The following is a 17,127-nucleotide window of genomic DNA, read 5'->3' as shown; positions in this document are numbered from 1 at the left end:
ATGAAACATCCAGAAGAATACCGCGGCAAGGAAGTTATCGTGCTTGGACTGGCCAAAAGCGGGCTGCAGGTAGCGAAAGTGCTGCATGCGTCAGGAGCAAATGTAACAGTGAATGATCAGAAGCCCCGGGAGGAGTGTCCGGAAGCGGAGGAGCTGGAAGCTGAAGGCGTCCGGGTCATCTGCGGCGGACATCCCGATGACCTTGTTCATCCGGGCGTGGCTCTTTTGGTCAAAAATCCTGGCATTCCGTATCATGCAGCTCCCGTTGTGAAAGCACAGGAGCTGAACATTCCCGTCGTGACGGAAGTGGAGGTTGCTTATCACCTCTGCCGTGCACCAATGATTGGTATAACCGGTTCCAATGGAAAAACGACAACGACAACATGGGTAGGGAAACTGCTGGAAGCCGCAGGGAAATCACCTATTGTGGCCGGGAATATCGGAACACCGCTGTGTCAGGCTGCACAGGAAGCAACAGAAGATCACTGGATGGTCGTCGAGCTGAGCAGCTTTCAGCTGAAAGGGACAGAAGATTACCGCCCGCGGATCGCTTGTCTCCTTAATATTGCAGAAACCCATCTGGATTATCATGGTGGGATGGATGATTATGTAGCCTCCAAAGCGAAGCTGTTTGCTAATCAGACAGAAGAGGATACAGCGGTACTGAATTGGGATGATCCGGTATGCCGGAGCCTCGTGCCTTATATCAAAAGTCATATCCTTCCGTTTTCGCTGAATGAGGCGCTGCAGGAAGGGGTGCATGTGGTTCCGCCATACTTGCCGGGTGTGGAAGATGAAATCAGCCGTACTGTGGTGTACAGTGATGATAAGGGCTTCACGCACGAGATCATCCCGGTAGAACAAATCGGTCTCCCGGGCAGGTTTAATGTGGGTAATGCGCTTGCCGCTTGTGCCATTGCACTGGCCGCTGGAGCAGATATTGCTTCACTTTCCGGTCCTTTGACTGATTTCCGCGGAGTAGAGCATCGCATGGAATTCGTAAAGGAACGACAGGGTGTGACCTATTACAATAATTCCAAAGCAACCAATGCCAAAGCAACTTCTATGGCGCTCACTTCTTTCCAGCAGCCGATCGTGCTCATCGCTGGAGGCCTGGATCGGGGAACAGGCTATGAAGAGCTTGTTCCTGTTTTGCAGGACCGTGTGAAGGCTGTGGTGCTGCTCGGGGAAACGAAAGAAAAGCTTGCAAAAGCGGCGGCCGAGGCCGGATTAAAGGAAATCGTCCTGGTCGATAATGAAGAGGACGCTGCCGCTGTGCTGACCGCTGCCGTAAATCGGGCAGCCCTACTGGCCGAGGAAGGAGATGTTGTTCTTCTGTCTCCTGCTTGTGCCAGCTGGGACATGTTTCCTTCCTATGAGACGCGGGGACGCATTTTTAAAGAGGCAGTGCATAATCTGTAAGTAGGGGGGTGTGGATAAGCCCCTACTTACAATGCAAAAGGTGGCCTCTTCATGAACAAGAAACTCCCGGCGCCTGATCTATGGCTCCTGATCAGTATCCTGGCCCTGCTGACCATGGGGATGGTTATGGTCTACAGTGCGGGCTCTGTGCTCGCTTTTCATGATTACGGAGATTCGTTTTATTTTGTGAAACGTCAGCTGCTTTTTGCGGCTCTCGGCCTTGGGGCCATGTATTTCACAGCCAATATGGATGTTCGTGTCTGGAAAAGATTTGCCAAGCTTGGGCTTTTGATCTGTTTTTTTATGCTTGTCATCGTTCTGATTCCTGGTATCGGGGTTGTCCGGGGCGGTGCGCGAAGCTGGCTGGGCATAAGCTCCTTTGGCATTCAGCCCTCAGAGTTCATGAAGCTGGGCATGATTCTGTTCCTGGCGAAGTGGTTGTCACGCGAAGATTACAACATCACGTCCTTTTCCAAGGGACTGCTTCCGCCGCTTGGGCTCATTGGCCTGGCTTTTGGTCTGATCATGCTTCAGCCGGATCTGGGGACCGGTGCCGTTATGCTTGGTGCAGCATTGATGATCGTATTTGCGGCTGGGGCCAAAATGAAACATCTCGGCTTTCTGGCCCTGGGCGGAGCAGCCGGGTTTGTCGGCTTGATCCTGGCAGCACCCTATCGTCTGAAGCGCATTACAGGCTTTCTGGATCCCTGGTCAGACCCGCTGGGTACGGGATACCAGATCATTCAGTCGCTTTATGCCATTGGACCGGGAGGGCTTGGCGGGCTGGGCCTGGGGATGAGCCGGCAGAAATACAGCTATGTCCCGGAGCCCCAGACGGATTTCATTTTTGCCATTCTGGCTGAAGAGCTGGGATTTATCGGAGGTTTGATTGTCCTGATGCTGTTCCTGATCCTGGTATGGAGAGGGATGCGGATTGCGATGACCGTCAACGACAGCTTTGCCAGTCTGCTGGCTGTCGGGATTATCGGTATGGTGGCCATTCAGGTCATTATTAACATTGGCGTCGTCATTGGACTTATGCCTGTTACAGGAATTACGCTTCCGCTGATCAGTTACGGTGGAAGTTCTCTGACCTTGATGCTGACCGCGCTCGGCATTTTACTAAACATTTCCCGTTATGCGAGGTGAACGGCATGCGTGTCGTATTAACTGGCGGCGGAACCGGAGGACATATCTACCCGGCCGTCGCTATAGCAAGACATTGTGAAGCGGAGAGCACAAGTAACGCTTTTTTATATATTGGCAGTGAGAAGGGACTGGAGAGCCGGCTTGTGCCACAGGAAAACCTTCCTTTTGAAAGTATTGATATCACAGGCTTCCGCCGGAAGCTGTCTCTCGACAATGTAAAAACGATTATGCGTTTTTTCAAGGGAGTCACCCGCAGCAAGAAGCTGTTGTCACAATTCAAGCCGGATATTGTTATCGGAACCGGAGGGTATGTATGCGGACCGGTCGTTTATGCAGCAGCGAAACTTGGAATTCCGACGATGATTCATGAGCAGAATGCCATTCCGGGTCTGACGAATCAATTTTTAAGCCGTTATGCAGACAGTGTTGCCGTCAGCTTTGAAGGCTCGGAGCGCTCTTTCCCGAAAGCGAAGCGGGTGCTTTATACCGGCAATCCACGGGCAACGACGGTGCAGTCGGCGAATCGGGAACGCGGATTTGCTTCGCTGGGTATTCCCATGGACAGCAAGATTGTGCTTATTACCGGTGGAAGCCGTGGCGCAAAAGCGATTAATCAGGCTATGATTGGCATGGCCGAAAAACTTGGGTCTTTGGAAGATGTCCACTTTGTATATGTAACTGGTGAATTGTATTTTGAAGATACGCGTGAAGCGGTTCGCAGCAAGCTGGGTACGATGCCGAATCATTTGCATATTGTTCCCTATGTAAATAACATGCCAGAGGTGCTGGCAGCTACATCCCTGATCGTAAACCGGGCAGGGGCTTCTTTTTTGGCAGAGATTACATCACTGGGTATACCGTCTGTTTTAATACCGTCTCCGAATGTGACGAATAATCATCAGGAGGCCAATGCCCGTCAGCTGGAAGAAGCGGGAGCATCCCGAATGATTTTGGAGAAAGACCTGAATGCAGACACTCTTTTTCAGCGTATTACGGAAATTATGAAGAATCCGGAGCTTCAGCTTGCGATGTCGAAAGCATCCAAGCAGCTGGGAAAGCCGGATTCAGCAGCAGTAATTGTAGAAGAAATCCACCGGTTGATTACAAGGCCTTAAAACGGCTGGGCGACTGTCACACACATGAAGAGGCCTACATAAGATACTCTATACAACGTGACAATCACCCAAAAGCGGCCGGTATGACCCGAAAAAGCGGCCATCTCTTCACCCATGAGGATATGGCTTTTTCGGTTTTATCAAGGAGGTAAATCAGGATGCAGCAATTAAAAACATTATTAGAGCCACTAAATATCGGAGCATTACACTGGAACGAGCCGCTCGCGAAATATACGACATGGAAGATCGGCGGTCCTGCCGATGTTCTGGTCGTGCCGGAAAACAAGGAACAGCTGGCAGAGCTTCTGAGCACACTTCACAAAGCGCAGATTCCATGGATTCAGCTTGGCCGGGGTTCTAACATGCTGATCTCTGACAAGGGAATCCGCGGTGTTGTGATCAAGCTGGGAGAGGGGTTTGACGAGGCCAGTTTTAACGGTGAAGTTGCCTTCGCCGGTGGCAGTATGTCCTTTGTCAAACTCAGTGTCCTTGCAGGCAAGGAAGCTCTGACAGGACTGGAGTTTGCCGGCGGCATTCCTGGTTCAGTTGGAGGAGCTGTGTATATGAATGCCGGCGCTCACGGGTCTGATGTGTCACGCATATTTAAGTCCGCTGACATTGTACTGGATACAGGGGAATTGGTTCACTATGCTGCTGAGGATATGGAGTTTGACTACCGTCACTCCGTACTGCATGAGCGGAAAGGCGTTGTGGTAAGCGCACAATTTCAGCTCCAAAAAGGGGATAAGAAGGAAATTTCCGCAGCCATGTCATCCTATAAGGACCGCCGCCGGCGTACACAGCCGCTTCAATCGGCCACCGCAGGGAGTGTTTTCCGGAACCCGCCCGGGGATCATGCTGCCCGGCTGATTGAAGCCGCAGGGTTGAAAGGCTTCCGGATCGGAGGCGCCGAGATATCCAATCAGCATGCCAATTTCATTGAAAACACCGGTCAAGCGACAGCAGAGGACGTGCTCGCCCTTATGAAGAAGGTTCAGGACACCATTTCCGAGAAAAACGGAATCACCTTGGTTCCCGAAGTCTATGTCATGGGGGAGCGGTAAACTCGGAGGTGATACATTGGACAAATTGGTGATTGAGGGCGGAAGCCCCCTAACAGGAACTATACGTATCCATGGCGCAAAAAATGCCGCTTTACCGATTTTGGCGGCTTGCCTTCTTGCAGAAGGCCATGTTCGGCTGAGCAATGTTCCACATCTGCTGGACATTGAGGTCATGTTGAACATACTCAGCCGTCTCGGGTCCAAATGCAAGCATGAGCTGGAAACAGTAACTGTGGATACCTCATCCGCCAATTCGTTTCATGTGCCGGAAGATTTAATGAAGCAGATGAGATCCTCCATATTTTTGATGGGTCCTCTGCTGGCCCGGTTTGGTGAAGTCACGATCTATCAGCCTGGCGGCTGTGCGATCGGTGAACGGAAAATTGATCTGCACCTTCAGGGATTGCTTGCTCTGGGCGCAGAGATCGAAGAGAGTGACCAGAAAATTCACTGCAAGGCATCCAGACTGACCGGTGCTGACATTCATCTGGATTTTGCCAGTGTAGGTGCGACTGAGAACATTATGATGGCTGCTGCAACTGCATCGGGAACCACAGTTCTTACGAATGCGGCCAGAGAGCCAGAAATTCAGGATCTCCAGAACTTTCTGAACAAGATGGGCGCGAATATCATCGGGGCCGGTACGGACACCATCACCATTCATGGTGTGGATTCTCTGACCCCATGTGATTATGAGATTATACCCGATCGGATTGTCGCTGGAACGGTGATGATTGCTGCGGCTGCGACCCGCGGCAGTGTAACGCTGACGAAATGCAATCCCTCTCATCTGAACTCGCTTACCCATGTGCTGAAGCGGGCAGGTGTTCAAACCAGTATCTGCAATGATATAATGAATGTAAGCTGTATGAGCCGCCCGAAAGCGGTAGAACGCATTGTAACCTCCCCGTACCCTTCTTTCCCGACCGACCTGCAGTCCCAGATTATGGTGCTTCTTTCTCTTGCCGATGGTTTCAGTGTGATGAAGGAGACTGTGTTCGAGGGCCGTTTCAAGCATGTAGAGGAATTGTCACGTATGGGTGCGGATATTTCAACAGACTTAAACTGTGCCTTTATCCGGGGAGTACAGCGCATTTATGGTGCGACCGTGGAAGCGACTGACCTTCGCGCAGGCGCAGCCCTTGTTATTGCTGGTCTGGCTGCACAAGGTACGACAGTGGTGGAGCAGATTCACCATATTGACCGCGGATATGACCGGATAGAGAATATGTTCCAGGGACTCGGGGCCAAGATCATACGACAGACACCTGTCCCGAAACCGTTGGATTTAGCCAATTGACGACCCTGCTTATCCCCTCCTGTGAAGGAGGGGATGAAATGGTTCTTTTATGGAGTGTGGATATGCCCAAACAACAAATTCCTGTGCTGAAAGAGGCCAGGCCCAAAATACCAAAGACGGCGAGGAAGATTCTGTTTGTTTTGATCTTATTGTTTGCAGCCCTGCTGGCAGTGCTTTTTTTTCGGTCTCCGCTGAGCAAGGTATCACAGATTGATTTTACAGGAAATACCTTTAACTCGGACAAGCAGCTCATGCAAAAAGCCGGACTTGAAGTGGGAGCCCAATTTTTCGGTGTGGATCCTGAGCGCATCGAAAGTGCTTTGGCTGAGGTAGGGACCATTAAGAGCGCTGCCGTGGATAAGACCTTTCCCGGTGTGATCCGCGTCAGTATCACAGAGCATCCCACTGTAGCCTATGAGCTTGCAGCTGACGGCGGGCTGAAAGCGATCCTGGCAAGCGGTACATCTATACCGGTATCGGCCAGCGGAATCGCTGTCGAAAAACCGATCCTGACCCATTGGGATGAGAAGGATCCGATCAAGGTCAAGCTTAGCGAAGCTCTGGTAGATATACCGAACAGCATGACATCTGATATATCGGAGATTATGCCTTCACCTACGCCTTCTTTTCCCGACCGGATCAAAATGTACACCCGTTCGAAATTCGAAGTGATTACAGCGGTTTCCCTGCTGCGCAGCAAGGTTGAATATCTGAATCAGGTCACGGAAATGCAGCAGCCTGGAATCATCACGATGCTGGAGGCAGATTCCTATGAACCTTTTGAACCGGAACCTCCTCCAGAAGAAGATAATCCGCCTACTACTCAGGAATAGGAAAGGGTGGTACAATCGTATAAGCACGCCGTTCTCCCTTTTTTTTCTCTGACTTTTCAGCCCACAATTAGAAGATGTTGGCACTAAAAAAATTGTAGAAAAAAGAGGGATAGCCCTGCGCGTGTGGAATAGTTAGAAAAGTGTTATTATGGAATGGACTTTGTATATGAAAACTATTGAAAAACAGGAGGTGCCAGAGTGAGCAACAATGACATCATTGTTAGTTTGGACATCGGTACATCCAAAGTTCGTGCTATTATTGGGGAAATTAATAATGGAACCTTTAATATTATTGGAGTTGGATCTGCCGACTCGGAAGGTATTCGAAAAGGTGCAATTGTAGATATCGATCAGACCGTACAATCCATTCGCAGTGCCGTTGATCACGCGGAACGTATGGTCGGTATTCAAATATCCGAAGTGTACGTCGGCATTTCCGGGAATCATATCGGACTTCAATCGAGCCATGGTGTTGTGGCTGTATCGAACGAGGATCGTGAAATTGGCGAAGAGGATATCGACCGGGTGCTGAAAGCAGCTGAAGTCGTAGCGCTGCCTCCGGACCGAGAAATTATCGATGTGGTAGCGAAACAGTTTGTGGTAGACGGATTGGAAGGGATTTCGGATCCCCGGGGGATGATCGGTGTCCGCCTTGAGGTGGAGGCTACGATTATTACCGGTGCGAAGACAGCCATACATAACTTGCTGCGTTGTGTGGAAAAGTCCGACCTGAAGGTGAAAGATCTCGTATTAGTCCCATTGGGTGCGGGTCAACTGGCTCTTTCCAAGGACGAGAAAACGATGGGATCCGTTCTGGTAGATATTGGAGCAGGTTCAACGACTCTGTCTGTGTTCGAAAGCGGAAGTATTGTCTCGACATCCACGCTTCCAATCGGTGGTGATTTCATAACCAACGATATCGCTTATGGTTTGCGAACACTGACAGATCAAGCGGAAAAGGTTAAGCTCAAATACGGATGTGCATGGATGGAAAGTGCGGCACCTGAAGTCACGTTTAAGGTGACCCGTATCGGCAGCAATGTGGACAAGGAGTTCACCCAGGAAGATTTAGCAGCTATCGTTGAACCCCGGGTACAGGAAATTTTCCAGATGGTTCGTCAGGAAATTAAGAGATTAGGTTACAATGAGCTTCCCGGCGGTTATATACTTACTGGTGGTACTATGTCTATGCCTGGAGTGCTGCAGGTGGCACAGAACGAATTGGCGGCTTCCGTCCGCATATCTACTCCGGATTTTATCGGTGTACGTGATCCTGGTTACTGCAGCGGGGTGGGAATCCTTCACACTGCGATCCGCAGCTTGCGGGTACGCACGTCAGGAGGCAGTACGTCCGCGAGTAACGGCAGCGGCAAAAAACCGGTGAATCGCGCTAAGCAAAATCCTGCGGCAGCAGCTCAGGAAGAAAGCAGCCAGAAACCGGGATTTATTGAACGTTTAAAAAATATGTTCAGCGAATTTATTTAGCGGATTCATTTGGCAGTGGACGTGCCATCCACGCACATTGAGGGGGAGATGGAATAGATGTTGGAATTTGATTTTGAAATGGAGAGCCTGGCCCAGATTAAGGTAATCGGGGTTGGCGGCGGCGGCAGCAATGCTGTGAACCGCATGATTGAAAATGATGTGCAGGGCGTCGAGTTTATTACAGTAAATACGGATGCTCAAGCACTCCACTTAGCATTATCGGAACATAAACTGCAGATTGGGGACAAGCTGACCCGCGGTCTTGGAGCCGGTGCAAATCCGGAGGTAGGTAAGAAAGCGGCGGAGGAATCCCGCGATCTGATTATGAACACGCTCAAAGGAGCGGATATGGTATTTGTGACGGCTGGTATGGGCGGCGGAACCGGAACGGGTGCTGCACCGGTCATTGCTGAAATTGCCAAAGAATGCGGTGCACTGACAGTGGGCGTAGTTACTCGTCCATTTACCTTTGAAGGACGGAAACGTTCCTCTCATGCAGAGCTTGGTATTGAATCTCTTAAAGAGAAAGTAGACACCCTGATCGTGATTCCGAACGATCGTCTCCTGGAAATTGTCGATAAGAAAACGCCGATGCTGGAAGCATTCCGCGAGGCAGATAACGTACTTCGCCAGGCAGTGCAGGGCATTTCCGATTTGATCAAAGTACCAGGTCTAATCAACCTTGACTTTGCGGATGTAAAGACGATCATGACAGAACGCGGATCTGCCCTGATGGGTATTGGTATGGCAACCGGTGAGAATCGTGCTGCAGAAGCAGCTCGCAAAGCCATTATGAGCCCGCTCCTGGAAACTTCGATTGAAGGTGCCAAAGGCGTAATCATGAATATCACCGGGGGTTCCAATCTTTCTCTGTATGAAGTCAACGAAGCAGCTGAGATTGTAACCTCTGCATCGGATCCGGAAGTTAATATGATCTTCGGTGCAATCATTGAGGAGAGTATGAAGGAAGAGATTAAGGTGACCGTTATTGCTACCGGCTTTGAGAGCAAGCCTATGCAGCAGCAGCCGCCTGTACGTCGGCCTTTGTCTCAAGGAGAGCAGCAGCAGACACAGCAGCAGTCTTCCGACAAAGGCAATGTGAATCTGAAACCTTTCGGAAATCAGGTAAGTAATGATCAACTGGATATTCCTACGTTCCTTCGCAATCGTTCCCGTAATAACGATTAATACAAGCTATCATCTGCTTTATCTAGATTTATAGGTTAAAGCCGGTCAGATCTATCTGACCGGCTTTTTTGTGTTCTTTTTCTCTATGATTTGGCTCTAAAAACTGCCTTACATCGACAAAAAAAGTCGGTAGACCGTCCCATGTTTAGACAGACTTTGAACCGTAGTCTTCTTTATACTATTTATATCTCCCACAAGCCCAGGTAAAGGAACGGAAAACTTTCGGGTAGGCGGGTGTGGCCACCATGGTTTATATTGATCTAATTTTTTTAGTGAATCTTCTTATTGATGGAGTACTACTGGCATTAACCGCCTGGATGCGCCGATTGAACCCGCGAAAATGGAGACTATTTCTCTCTGCTGTCACCGGGGCCATGTATGTGGTGATGATGTTTGTGCCTGAACTCGGATTTTTGTTTACCTTTCTCGTCAAATTTGGTCTGTCTTTGATTATGCTGTGGATTGCCTTTGGATTTGTAAGTTTGCAGAGCTTCCTGCGTAATTTGGGGGCTTTTTACATGGTCAATTTTGCTGCAGCTGGGGGCATCATCGGTTTCCACTATTTCATGCAAAGTTCAGGAGACCTGTTTAACGGAATCTGGTTTACAGCATCGGGCGGTCTCACCTTTGAATTGAAAGTCAGCTTCTGGTTTATGTGTATTGCTTTATTTGCGGTGATTATGATCTTTCGTGCCGTACAGACCACCCGGCGTCAGGTGGAACAGCGGGAGACGCTGCTGGGCCAGGTTACGGTTGAGATGGGTGAGACAACCATTACATGCACAGGCCTGCTCGACACCGGCAACCAGTTAAGTGATCCGCTGACCCGCATTCCGGTCATGGTGATGGAGGCGTCACTTTGGAAAGACATTCTGCCGGCTTCCTGGAGAACGAGGCTTGGGGAACCGGATAAGTGGATTATGGAGCTGGATGGCGAGACGTTTGCCTGGCAGGATCGGCTGCGTCTAATTCCTTACCGCGGTGTGAACCGGGGGGCTGCCTTTATGCTGGCACTCAAGCCCGACCGGGTGATCATTGAAATGAACGGACACCTGTATGAACCCGTCAGGGTGCTGATCGGGTTAGATGGCGGGACGCTTTCCGGAGAAGGTGCGTACCAAGCAATCCTTCACCCTGAGCTTGTCCAGGGGGACGGAATCCCTGTCAGCGCTGCTGGATAACAGAGGTAAGAGAAAAACTCAAAGCTTACGCTTACGAAGTCAGTTTTTCTCCTTCGGAGAAAAACTCTTAGCTTATGCTTACGAAGTCAGTTTTTCTCCTTCGGAGAAAAACTCTTAGGAGGACAAAAAATGCCTGTTAAATGGAGATTGGCGCTTCAATTGCAGTATTATCGCTTTTTATTCCTGCTAGGTCTGAAGAGTCAGGAGGTCTATTACATTGGCGGCAGTGAGGCGCTTCCGCCTCCGTTAACGCGGGAGGAAGAAGAGTATCTTCTCAACAAGCTGCCTTCCGGTGATGCTGCGACCCGCGCGATGCTGATTGAACGCAATCTGCGTCTGGTTGTTTATATCGCACGCAAATTCGAAAACACAGGCATCAATATTGAGGATCTGGTCTCCATTGGAGCCATCGGATTGATCAAAGCCGTCAATACATTCGATCCCGAGAAAAAAATCAAGCTGGCCACGTATGCCTCGCGCTGTATTGAAAATGAAATTTTGATGTACCTGCGCCGCAACAGCAAGACACGGAGCGAAGTCTCTTTTGACGAGCCGCTGAATATCGATTGGGATGGCAATGAACTGCTGCTGTCCGATGTCCTTGGAACCGAGAATGATACCATTTACCGGAATATTGAGGAGCAGGTCGACAGAAAGCTGCTGCAAAAGGCTTTGGATAAGCTCAGTGACCGGGAGCGGCTGATTATGGAGCTTCGCTTCGGCCTGCGGGACGGAGAGGAAAAAACGCAGAAGGATGTCGCCGACCTGCTTGGCATTTCTCAATCCTACATATCGCGTTTAGAGAAACGAATTATCAAGCGGCTGCGCAAAGAATTCAACAAGATGGTTTAACTGGAAAAGGCAAGGAATAAAATAAGCCCCCTCGGAGATAATGTACAGTAATGTTTCTCCTTGGGAGGTTAGTCATCATGACCCGAAACAAAGTTGAAATTTGCGGTGTAGACACAGCCAAGCTGCCTGTTCTAACCAATGCTGAGATGAGGGAGTTATTCCATAATCTTCAGCAGAACGATGAACGGTCGGCCAGAGAAAAATTGGTGAATGGAAATCTGAGGCTGGTCCTCAGTGTCATTCAGCGGTTTAACAATCGTGGAGAATTTGTGGATGATTTGTTCCAGGTCGGATGTATCGGCCTCATGAAAGCCATCGACAATTTCGATCTTTCACAAAATGTGAAGTTTTCCACCTATGCCGTACCCATGATTATTGGAGAAATCAGGCGCTATTTGAGGGACAATAATCCGATCCGGGTATCGAGGTCACTGCGTGACATTGCCTACAAAGCGCTTCAGGTCCGCGATCAGCTCACAAATGTGAATTCCCGTGAACCGACTATTTTTGAAATTTCCGAAGCGCTTAATGTGCCGAAGGAAGACGTAGTATTCGCACTTGATGCCATTCAGGACCCTGTCTCGTTATTCGAGCCGATCTACCATGATGGCGGTGATCCTATCTTCGTGATGGATCAGATCAGTGATGACAAGAACAAGGATATTTCCTGGATTGAAGAAATTGCGCTGCGTGAAGCAATGCACAAGCTGGGCCAGAGGGAGAAGATGATTCTGTCCATGCGGTTTTATGAAGGTAAAACCCAGATGGAAGTCGCCGACGAAATCGGCATATCCCAGGCTCAGGTGTCCAGACTGGAAAAGTCGGCCATCAAGCAGATGCAGAAGCATGTAAAAACGTAGCATCCTAAAAATTGAATATGCCATCTTTAACACAGGCGATCCCGAACGGGATCGTTTTTTTACATTTTCTTGTCTTTCGTCGAATAAGAAGAGCTTAATTTGCGCTTCAGCATCATATAGTTAAACAACGGTTCACAATACCCTAAATTAGATGGTGGGGAAACTGATGAAAATTTCCGATTTTCAAACCAAAGATGTGATTAACATTGTGGACGGCAAGCGTCTTGGACAGGTCAGCGATCTCGAACTGGATTTGAGGCAAGGGCGCATCGATGCGATCGTTGTACCCAGCTACGGCAAATTCATGGGGCTGTTTGGCGGGGGCAGTGACCTTATTATTCCGTGGCGAAATATCGTCAAGATTGGGTCGGATGTGGTGCTCGTTAAGATGGAAGAGATCCGAAAACCCATGGAGGAACAGGAACCAGCAGCTTATCTGGAAGGTCCGGAGCGTCGGGAACGCAAAATGTACTGATTTTCTGGTACACTGGTATCGAGGTGAATGGAGAATGGAACCATTTGAGCAGCAGGCAGGGCAGGGACTTGCGAGGTTTAATATAAAATTGTGGCAGGATCAGGAGTCTGGCTTGACAGCGGGCTTTACAGGGCGCGATGGCGGGATAAGCACATCTCCGTATCACAGTCTGAACCTGGCATTTCACGTCGGAGATTCAGCGGAAGCTGTGATATGCAATCGCCGCCTGCTCGCAGACAGTCTTGGATTTTGTCTTGAAGACTGGACCTGTGGGGAACAGGTACACAGCAGCCATATTGGTGTCATTAATGAGGCATGGCGCGGTGCGGGCAGTACCAGCCGTGAAACTGCGTTCCAGGATACGGACGGCTTGCTGAGTAACGTACCTGGTGTACTGCTGACTTCGTTTTATGCAGATTGTGTGCCCTTGTATTTCTGGGATCCTGTGCACGAGGCGGTTGGGCTCGCGCATGCCGGCTGGAAAGGAACGGTCGCCAGCATTGCGGAGAAGATGATCGGCAGGATGTCGGAATTGTACGGCAGCCGGCCTGGAGAAATAAGGTGTGCCATCGGGCCGTCCATTGGAATGTGCTGCTATGAAGTGGATGATAAAGTGATGAATCCTGTCCAAGATTTGGATCTTCCTGCACCGGGTAATAACATGAGCCCCGACATGCTTTTTTATGACAAAGGAAACGGCAAGTATATGCTGAACTTGAAAGAAATAAACAGACACATTATGATAAAAGCAGGAATATTGGCGGATCATATCGAATGTACATCATGGTGTACAAGCTGCCGTAACGATTTGTTCTTTTCCTACCGCAAGGACGGCGGTGTTACAGGTCGTATGGCCAGCTGGATCGGATTGAGAAAGAGGTGAGCTTTCCCTTGAGTTTGAAAGAGCGCGTGGATCTAGTGGAACAGCGGATTTCGGAGGCCTGCCGCCGAAGCGGCAGAAACCGGAATGAGGTAAATGTGATCGCCGTAACGAAGTACGTTTCTGGCGCAATGACAGAGTCCGTACTGAATGAAGGCATCCGCCATATCGGGGAGAACCGCTGGCAGACCGCCGAAGAGAAATGGCGCACGCTGGGAGAACGTGGAGTCTGGCATTTCATCGGCCATCTCCAGAGCAACAAGGTGAAGGACGTGATCGGCAAGTTTTCATATATTCATTCACTGGACAGGCTGTCTCTGGCGAAAGAACTGGAGAGGAAAGCACAGGCTTTGAATATGAGAGTATCCGCCTTTCTTCAGGTCAACATTTCGGGAGAGTCCTCCAAATACGGGCTTCAGCCGGAAGAGACTGCTGATTTTCTGAGAGAGATTAGAGCATATAAGCATATTGACGTCATTGGTTTGATGACCATGGCTCCTTTCGAATCTTCTGCCGAGGATACAAGACCGGTATTCCGTGGATTGAGACAGCTAAGAGATGAGTTGAACAGACAAGCACTGACACCGGAGCCGATGACGGAGTTGTCTATGGGAATGTCCAACGATTTTGAAGTCGCTGTGGAAGAAGGAGCGACCTGGGTGCGTCTGGGCTCGATTTTAGTCGGAAAAGAGGAGGAATGAGTCATGGGTGTCATGAACAGGTTTATGAATTTCCTCGGGCTGCAGGAGGAAGAAGAGGTTGTGGAGCGCGAAGTGCTGGAAGAGCCGGATGAAGCTCCACCGGCGGATAACCGTAAAAATCCTAAAGGCGGCAACGTAGTGAGTATACATTCTCAAAAAAATGTAAAAGTTGTATTGAGCGAGCCCCGTTCTTACGATGAGGCACAAGAGATCGCGGACCAGCTGAAGTCCTTTCGCTCCGTGGTCGTGAATCTCCAGCGCGTACGGAATGATCAGGCACTTCGGATCATAGACTTTCTTAGCGGTACCGTCTATGCTTTGGGAGGGAGTATCTCCAAGCTGGGCGGCAACATTTTTCTATGTACACCCGATACGGTGGAGATTCAGGGTTCGATCTCTGAAATTCTTGCCGAGGATCAGGACTATAACAGAATGAGGTGAACATTGCTTGTCCAATAATATTTATGACGTGGTAGATGTTTTATTTCGAATTTATTTCTATATGATACTGGTTTATGTACTGATGTCCTGGCTGCCTAATGTCCGTGAAAGCTTTGTCGGAGAACTGCTGGGCAAATTGGTCGAACCGTATCTCGCCCCGTTCCGGAGATTTATTCCTCCAATCGGCGGCATGATTGATATTTCACCGATCGTTGCCCTGTTCGTGCTGCAGTTAGCACAACGAGGCGTTTACGCCATTATCGAATACTTCTAAACAGAGAGAGGAATTCACATTGTATGCGCCCGGATATTTACAGCCATTTTCACCGCGATGAACGCGATTTTGTGGACAAGGCCTGGGAATGGGTAGAGAATGCAGGACAGTACCATGAGGACAAGCTGACGGATTTTCTGGATCCCAGACAGCGGTTTATCCTGGAGACATTGGTTAACCGTCATCCGGATGTGCACGCCGTTTATGATGGCGGCCATCCTGAAGCGGAAAGGGTTCGCGCCTTCATCGCCCCGGATTATCGGGACCTGACTGGTGAGGATACCGGACTGCGGGTTCTTTCCATTACGTCAGGTGACCAGAAGCTGCTGAGTTTGGAACACAGCGATTATATGGGCTCCATATTAGGCCTTGGCATCAAACGCTCCAAAATTGGCGATATTCATGTGCTGGAAGACCGCTGCCACACGATCGTCAGCCAGGACATATCATCATTTTTGCATATGAATTTAAGCCAGGTTCATCGTGTTCATGTTATGACTGAGATCCTGCCTATTGAAGAACTCAAGGTGAAAGAAACCAAGCTCGAGATCATGGAACTGACGGCAGCCTCTCTTCGATTGGACGGTATCAGCAGTGATGTACACAGAATGAGCCGGAGCAAGATCGTCGTTCCGATTAAAGCCGGACGCTGCCGGGTGAACTGGAAGGTGGAGGAAGACCCTTCTTCCCCGCTGAAAGACGGTGATATGGTATCCATTCAAGGACTGGGCCGATTTAAAGTGCTCGAGACCGGAGACATGACGAAAAAAGGGCGGTACCGCATCAAGATTGGCAAATTTGCTTAAGCCGTTTGAAGGAATTGCCGTTTTTTTGTCGAATGAAACAGTAGTGACAAGGCAGAGTTGCTGAGAAAATGAGTTTGTCTAATGTTACCAGTAAAATAGAAGCCGGGTATGACCGATATTGTGATAGGATCCTTATAGGGAGATTACGGTACAGGTGAGTACAGGACATTCTGCTGGGTAAGGCCCATATATTAGGAGGTGGACATCATGTCGTTAACGCCGCTGGACATACATAACAAGGAATTTGCCCGCAGGCTCCGCGGTTATGATGAGGATGAGGTCAACGAGTTTCTGGACCAGGTCATCAAGGATTATGAGAGTGTGATCCGTGAGAACAAAGAAATGAAGAGCCAGCTGATGTCAATGCAGGAGCGGCTGGATCATTTTTTGAATATCGAGGAGACGCTTTCCAAGACGATTATTGTGGCGCAGGAAGCTGCAGATGATGTGAAGAGCAACGCCAAGAAGGAAGCAGAGCTCATCATTAAAGAATCTGAGAAGAATGCCGACCGTATCATTAACGAAGCTTTAGGCAAGTCACGTAAAGTGGCGCTTGAAGTCGAGGAACTGAAGAAACAGGCATCCATCTACCGCACTCGCTTTCGTTCATTGGTGGAAGCCCAGCTGGAGCTTCTCAAGCATGACGGATGGGATTCGCTCGAAAGCCGGGAGCCGAGCCTGGAAGCAAGAGAAGTCTACTAGGCTGCTGCCAGGTTGACATTTGTGAACAAAGGGACTATAACTATTATCATAATATGATCTAATATCCATTCGTTGATGGGATAAGTACTGTAAGGATTCTGAACTCCAGAGAGTCGGCATACTGCTGAAAGCCGATGTTCAGTCCTCATTGGAAGATCCTCCCGGAGAAGTGATGCTGAAGCGGTGTAACCCGTGAGTAAGCAAAGCCGGCTTGCCGAACGTTATATCGGCCCCGTGTCTTTTCAGGCATGGACTTGAGGTGCCGTTATGCAATCTTGCAGATGCTTATAACGGAATTAGGGTGGTCACGCGAGTATAAGTTCTCGTCCCTTTTGGGGCGGGGCTTTTTTTGTTGTTCTAATACAGCCAGATGAAAGGAAGAGAGTGTAATGAATCGAG

Annotated in this window: 18 protein-coding genes and 1 other annotated feature; all 18 genes read left to right on the top strand. The window is 49.5% G+C overall.

All coding sequences use genetic code 11. The features are described 5' to 3' along the window. The 18 genes from murD to HII30_RS03040 all read left to right on the top strand — a co-directional run bounded on the left by murD (position 1) and on the right by HII30_RS03040 (position 16,728). Positions 1 to 1,422, top strand: a complete 1,422-nt coding sequence (gene murD, locus HII30_RS03125) for a UDP-N-acetylmuramoyl-L-alanine--D-glutamate ligase (RefSeq protein ID WP_169503471.1) — start codon at positions 1 to 3, stop codon at positions 1,420 to 1,422. 51 nt (positions 1,423 to 1,473) lie between these two features. Continuing rightward, the gene (gene spoVE, locus HII30_RS03120; protein WP_169503470.1) at positions 1,474 to 2,571 is read left to right on the top strand and encodes a stage V sporulation protein E; all 1,098 of its coding nucleotides are present in this window, start codon (positions 1,474 to 1,476) and stop codon (positions 2,569 to 2,571) included. 5 nt (positions 2,572 to 2,576) lie between these two features. Continuing rightward, positions 2,577 to 3,686 (top strand): undecaprenyldiphospho-muramoylpentapeptide beta-N-acetylglucosaminyltransferase, encoded by a 1,110-nt coding sequence (gene murG / locus HII30_RS03115; RefSeq protein ID WP_169503469.1) that lies wholly within the window; start codon positions 2,577 to 2,579, stop codon positions 3,684 to 3,686. A 158-nt stretch (positions 3,687 to 3,844) separates the two neighbouring features. Then, positions 3,845 to 4,750, top strand: coding sequence for a UDP-N-acetylmuramate dehydrogenase (murB, locus tag HII30_RS03110; protein ID WP_169503468.1), 906 nt, complete (start codon positions 3,845 to 3,847; stop codon positions 4,748 to 4,750). Positions 4,751 to 4,766: 16 nt separating this feature from the next. After that, complete coding sequence (gene murA, locus HII30_RS03105; protein ID WP_169503467.1) at positions 4,767 to 6,050, top strand: UDP-N-acetylglucosamine 1-carboxyvinyltransferase; 1,284 nt, start codon at positions 4,767 to 4,769, stop codon at positions 6,048 to 6,050. 62 nt (positions 6,051 to 6,112) lie between these two features. Further along, a complete protein-coding gene (locus HII30_RS03100) occupies positions 6,113 to 6,883 on the top strand; it encodes a cell division protein FtsQ/DivIB (RefSeq protein ID WP_169503689.1) in 771 nt (256 codons plus the stop codon). 198 nt (positions 6,884 to 7,081) lie between these two features. Further along, entirely contained in the window at positions 7,082 to 8,368 is a 1,287-nt protein-coding gene (gene ftsA, locus HII30_RS03095; protein ID WP_169503466.1) for a cell division protein FtsA, read from the top strand. Between the two features lie 57 nt (positions 8,369 to 8,425). Continuing rightward, positions 8,426 to 9,556 carry a cell division protein FtsZ gene (gene ftsZ / locus HII30_RS03090; RefSeq protein WP_169503465.1) on the top strand — a complete coding sequence of 377 codons (1,131 nt, stop codon included), beginning with the start codon at positions 8,426 to 8,428 and terminating at the stop codon, positions 9,554 to 9,556. Positions 9,557 to 9,801: 245 nt separating this feature from the next. Next, a complete protein-coding gene (gene spoIIGA / locus HII30_RS03085) occupies positions 9,802 to 10,737 on the top strand; it encodes a sigma-E processing peptidase SpoIIGA (protein WP_169503464.1) in 936 nt (311 codons plus the stop codon). A 129-nt stretch (positions 10,738 to 10,866) separates the two neighbouring features. Next, on the top strand, positions 10,867 to 11,589 hold the full coding sequence (sigE, locus tag HII30_RS03080) for an RNA polymerase sporulation sigma factor SigE (protein WP_169503463.1): 723 nt from the start codon (positions 10,867 to 10,869) through the stop codon (positions 11,587 to 11,589). Between the two features lie 77 nt (positions 11,590 to 11,666). Further along, the gene (gene sigG / locus HII30_RS03075) at positions 11,667 to 12,449 is read left to right on the top strand and encodes an RNA polymerase sporulation sigma factor SigG (protein WP_169503462.1); all 783 of its coding nucleotides are present in this window, start codon (positions 11,667 to 11,669) and stop codon (positions 12,447 to 12,449) included. Between the two features lie 166 nt (positions 12,450 to 12,615). After that, positions 12,616 to 12,924: a YlmC/YmxH family sporulation protein gene (locus HII30_RS03070; protein WP_169503461.1), complete on the top strand. Its 309-nt coding sequence runs from the start codon at positions 12,616 to 12,618 to the stop codon at positions 12,922 to 12,924. A gap of 34 nt (positions 12,925 to 12,958) precedes the next feature. Then, positions 12,959 to 13,807 (top strand): peptidoglycan editing factor PgeF, encoded by an 849-nt coding sequence (gene pgeF, locus HII30_RS03065; RefSeq protein ID WP_169503460.1) that lies wholly within the window; start codon positions 12,959 to 12,961, stop codon positions 13,805 to 13,807. An 8-nt stretch (positions 13,808 to 13,815) separates the two neighbouring features. Continuing rightward, entirely contained in the window at positions 13,816 to 14,505 is a 690-nt protein-coding gene (locus HII30_RS03060; RefSeq protein WP_169503459.1) for a YggS family pyridoxal phosphate-dependent enzyme, read from the top strand. A gap of 3 nt (positions 14,506 to 14,508) precedes the next feature. Further along, positions 14,509 to 14,946, top strand: a complete 438-nt coding sequence (locus HII30_RS03055) for a cell division protein SepF (RefSeq protein ID WP_169503458.1) — start codon at positions 14,509 to 14,511, stop codon at positions 14,944 to 14,946. Between the two features lie 7 nt (positions 14,947 to 14,953). Continuing rightward, positions 14,954 to 15,220, top strand: coding sequence for a YggT family protein (locus tag HII30_RS03050; protein ID WP_169503457.1), 267 nt, complete (start codon positions 14,954 to 14,956; stop codon positions 15,218 to 15,220). Positions 15,221 to 15,243: 23 nt separating this feature from the next. Beyond that, positions 15,244 to 16,026: a YlmH family RNA-binding protein gene (locus HII30_RS03045; protein ID WP_169503456.1), complete on the top strand. Its 783-nt coding sequence runs from the start codon at positions 15,244 to 15,246 to the stop codon at positions 16,024 to 16,026. 207 nt (positions 16,027 to 16,233) lie between these two features. Continuing rightward, entirely contained in the window at positions 16,234 to 16,728 is a 495-nt protein-coding gene (locus tag HII30_RS03040; protein ID WP_169503455.1) for a DivIVA domain-containing protein, read from the top strand. 63 nt (positions 16,729 to 16,791) lie between these two features. Then, positions 16,792 to 17,062: a binding site (T-box leader), on the top strand. Positions 17,063 to 17,127 lie beyond the last annotated feature (65 nt).

The sequence above is a fragment of the Paenibacillus lemnae genome (assembly GCF_012933385.1).
GTDB lineage: Bacteria > Bacillota > Bacilli > Paenibacillales > Paenibacillaceae > Paenibacillus_AQ > Paenibacillus_AQ lemnae.
The sequence above is the reverse complement of the archived record's forward strand: the minus strand, read 5'-3'. Positions and strand labels throughout refer to the sequence as shown.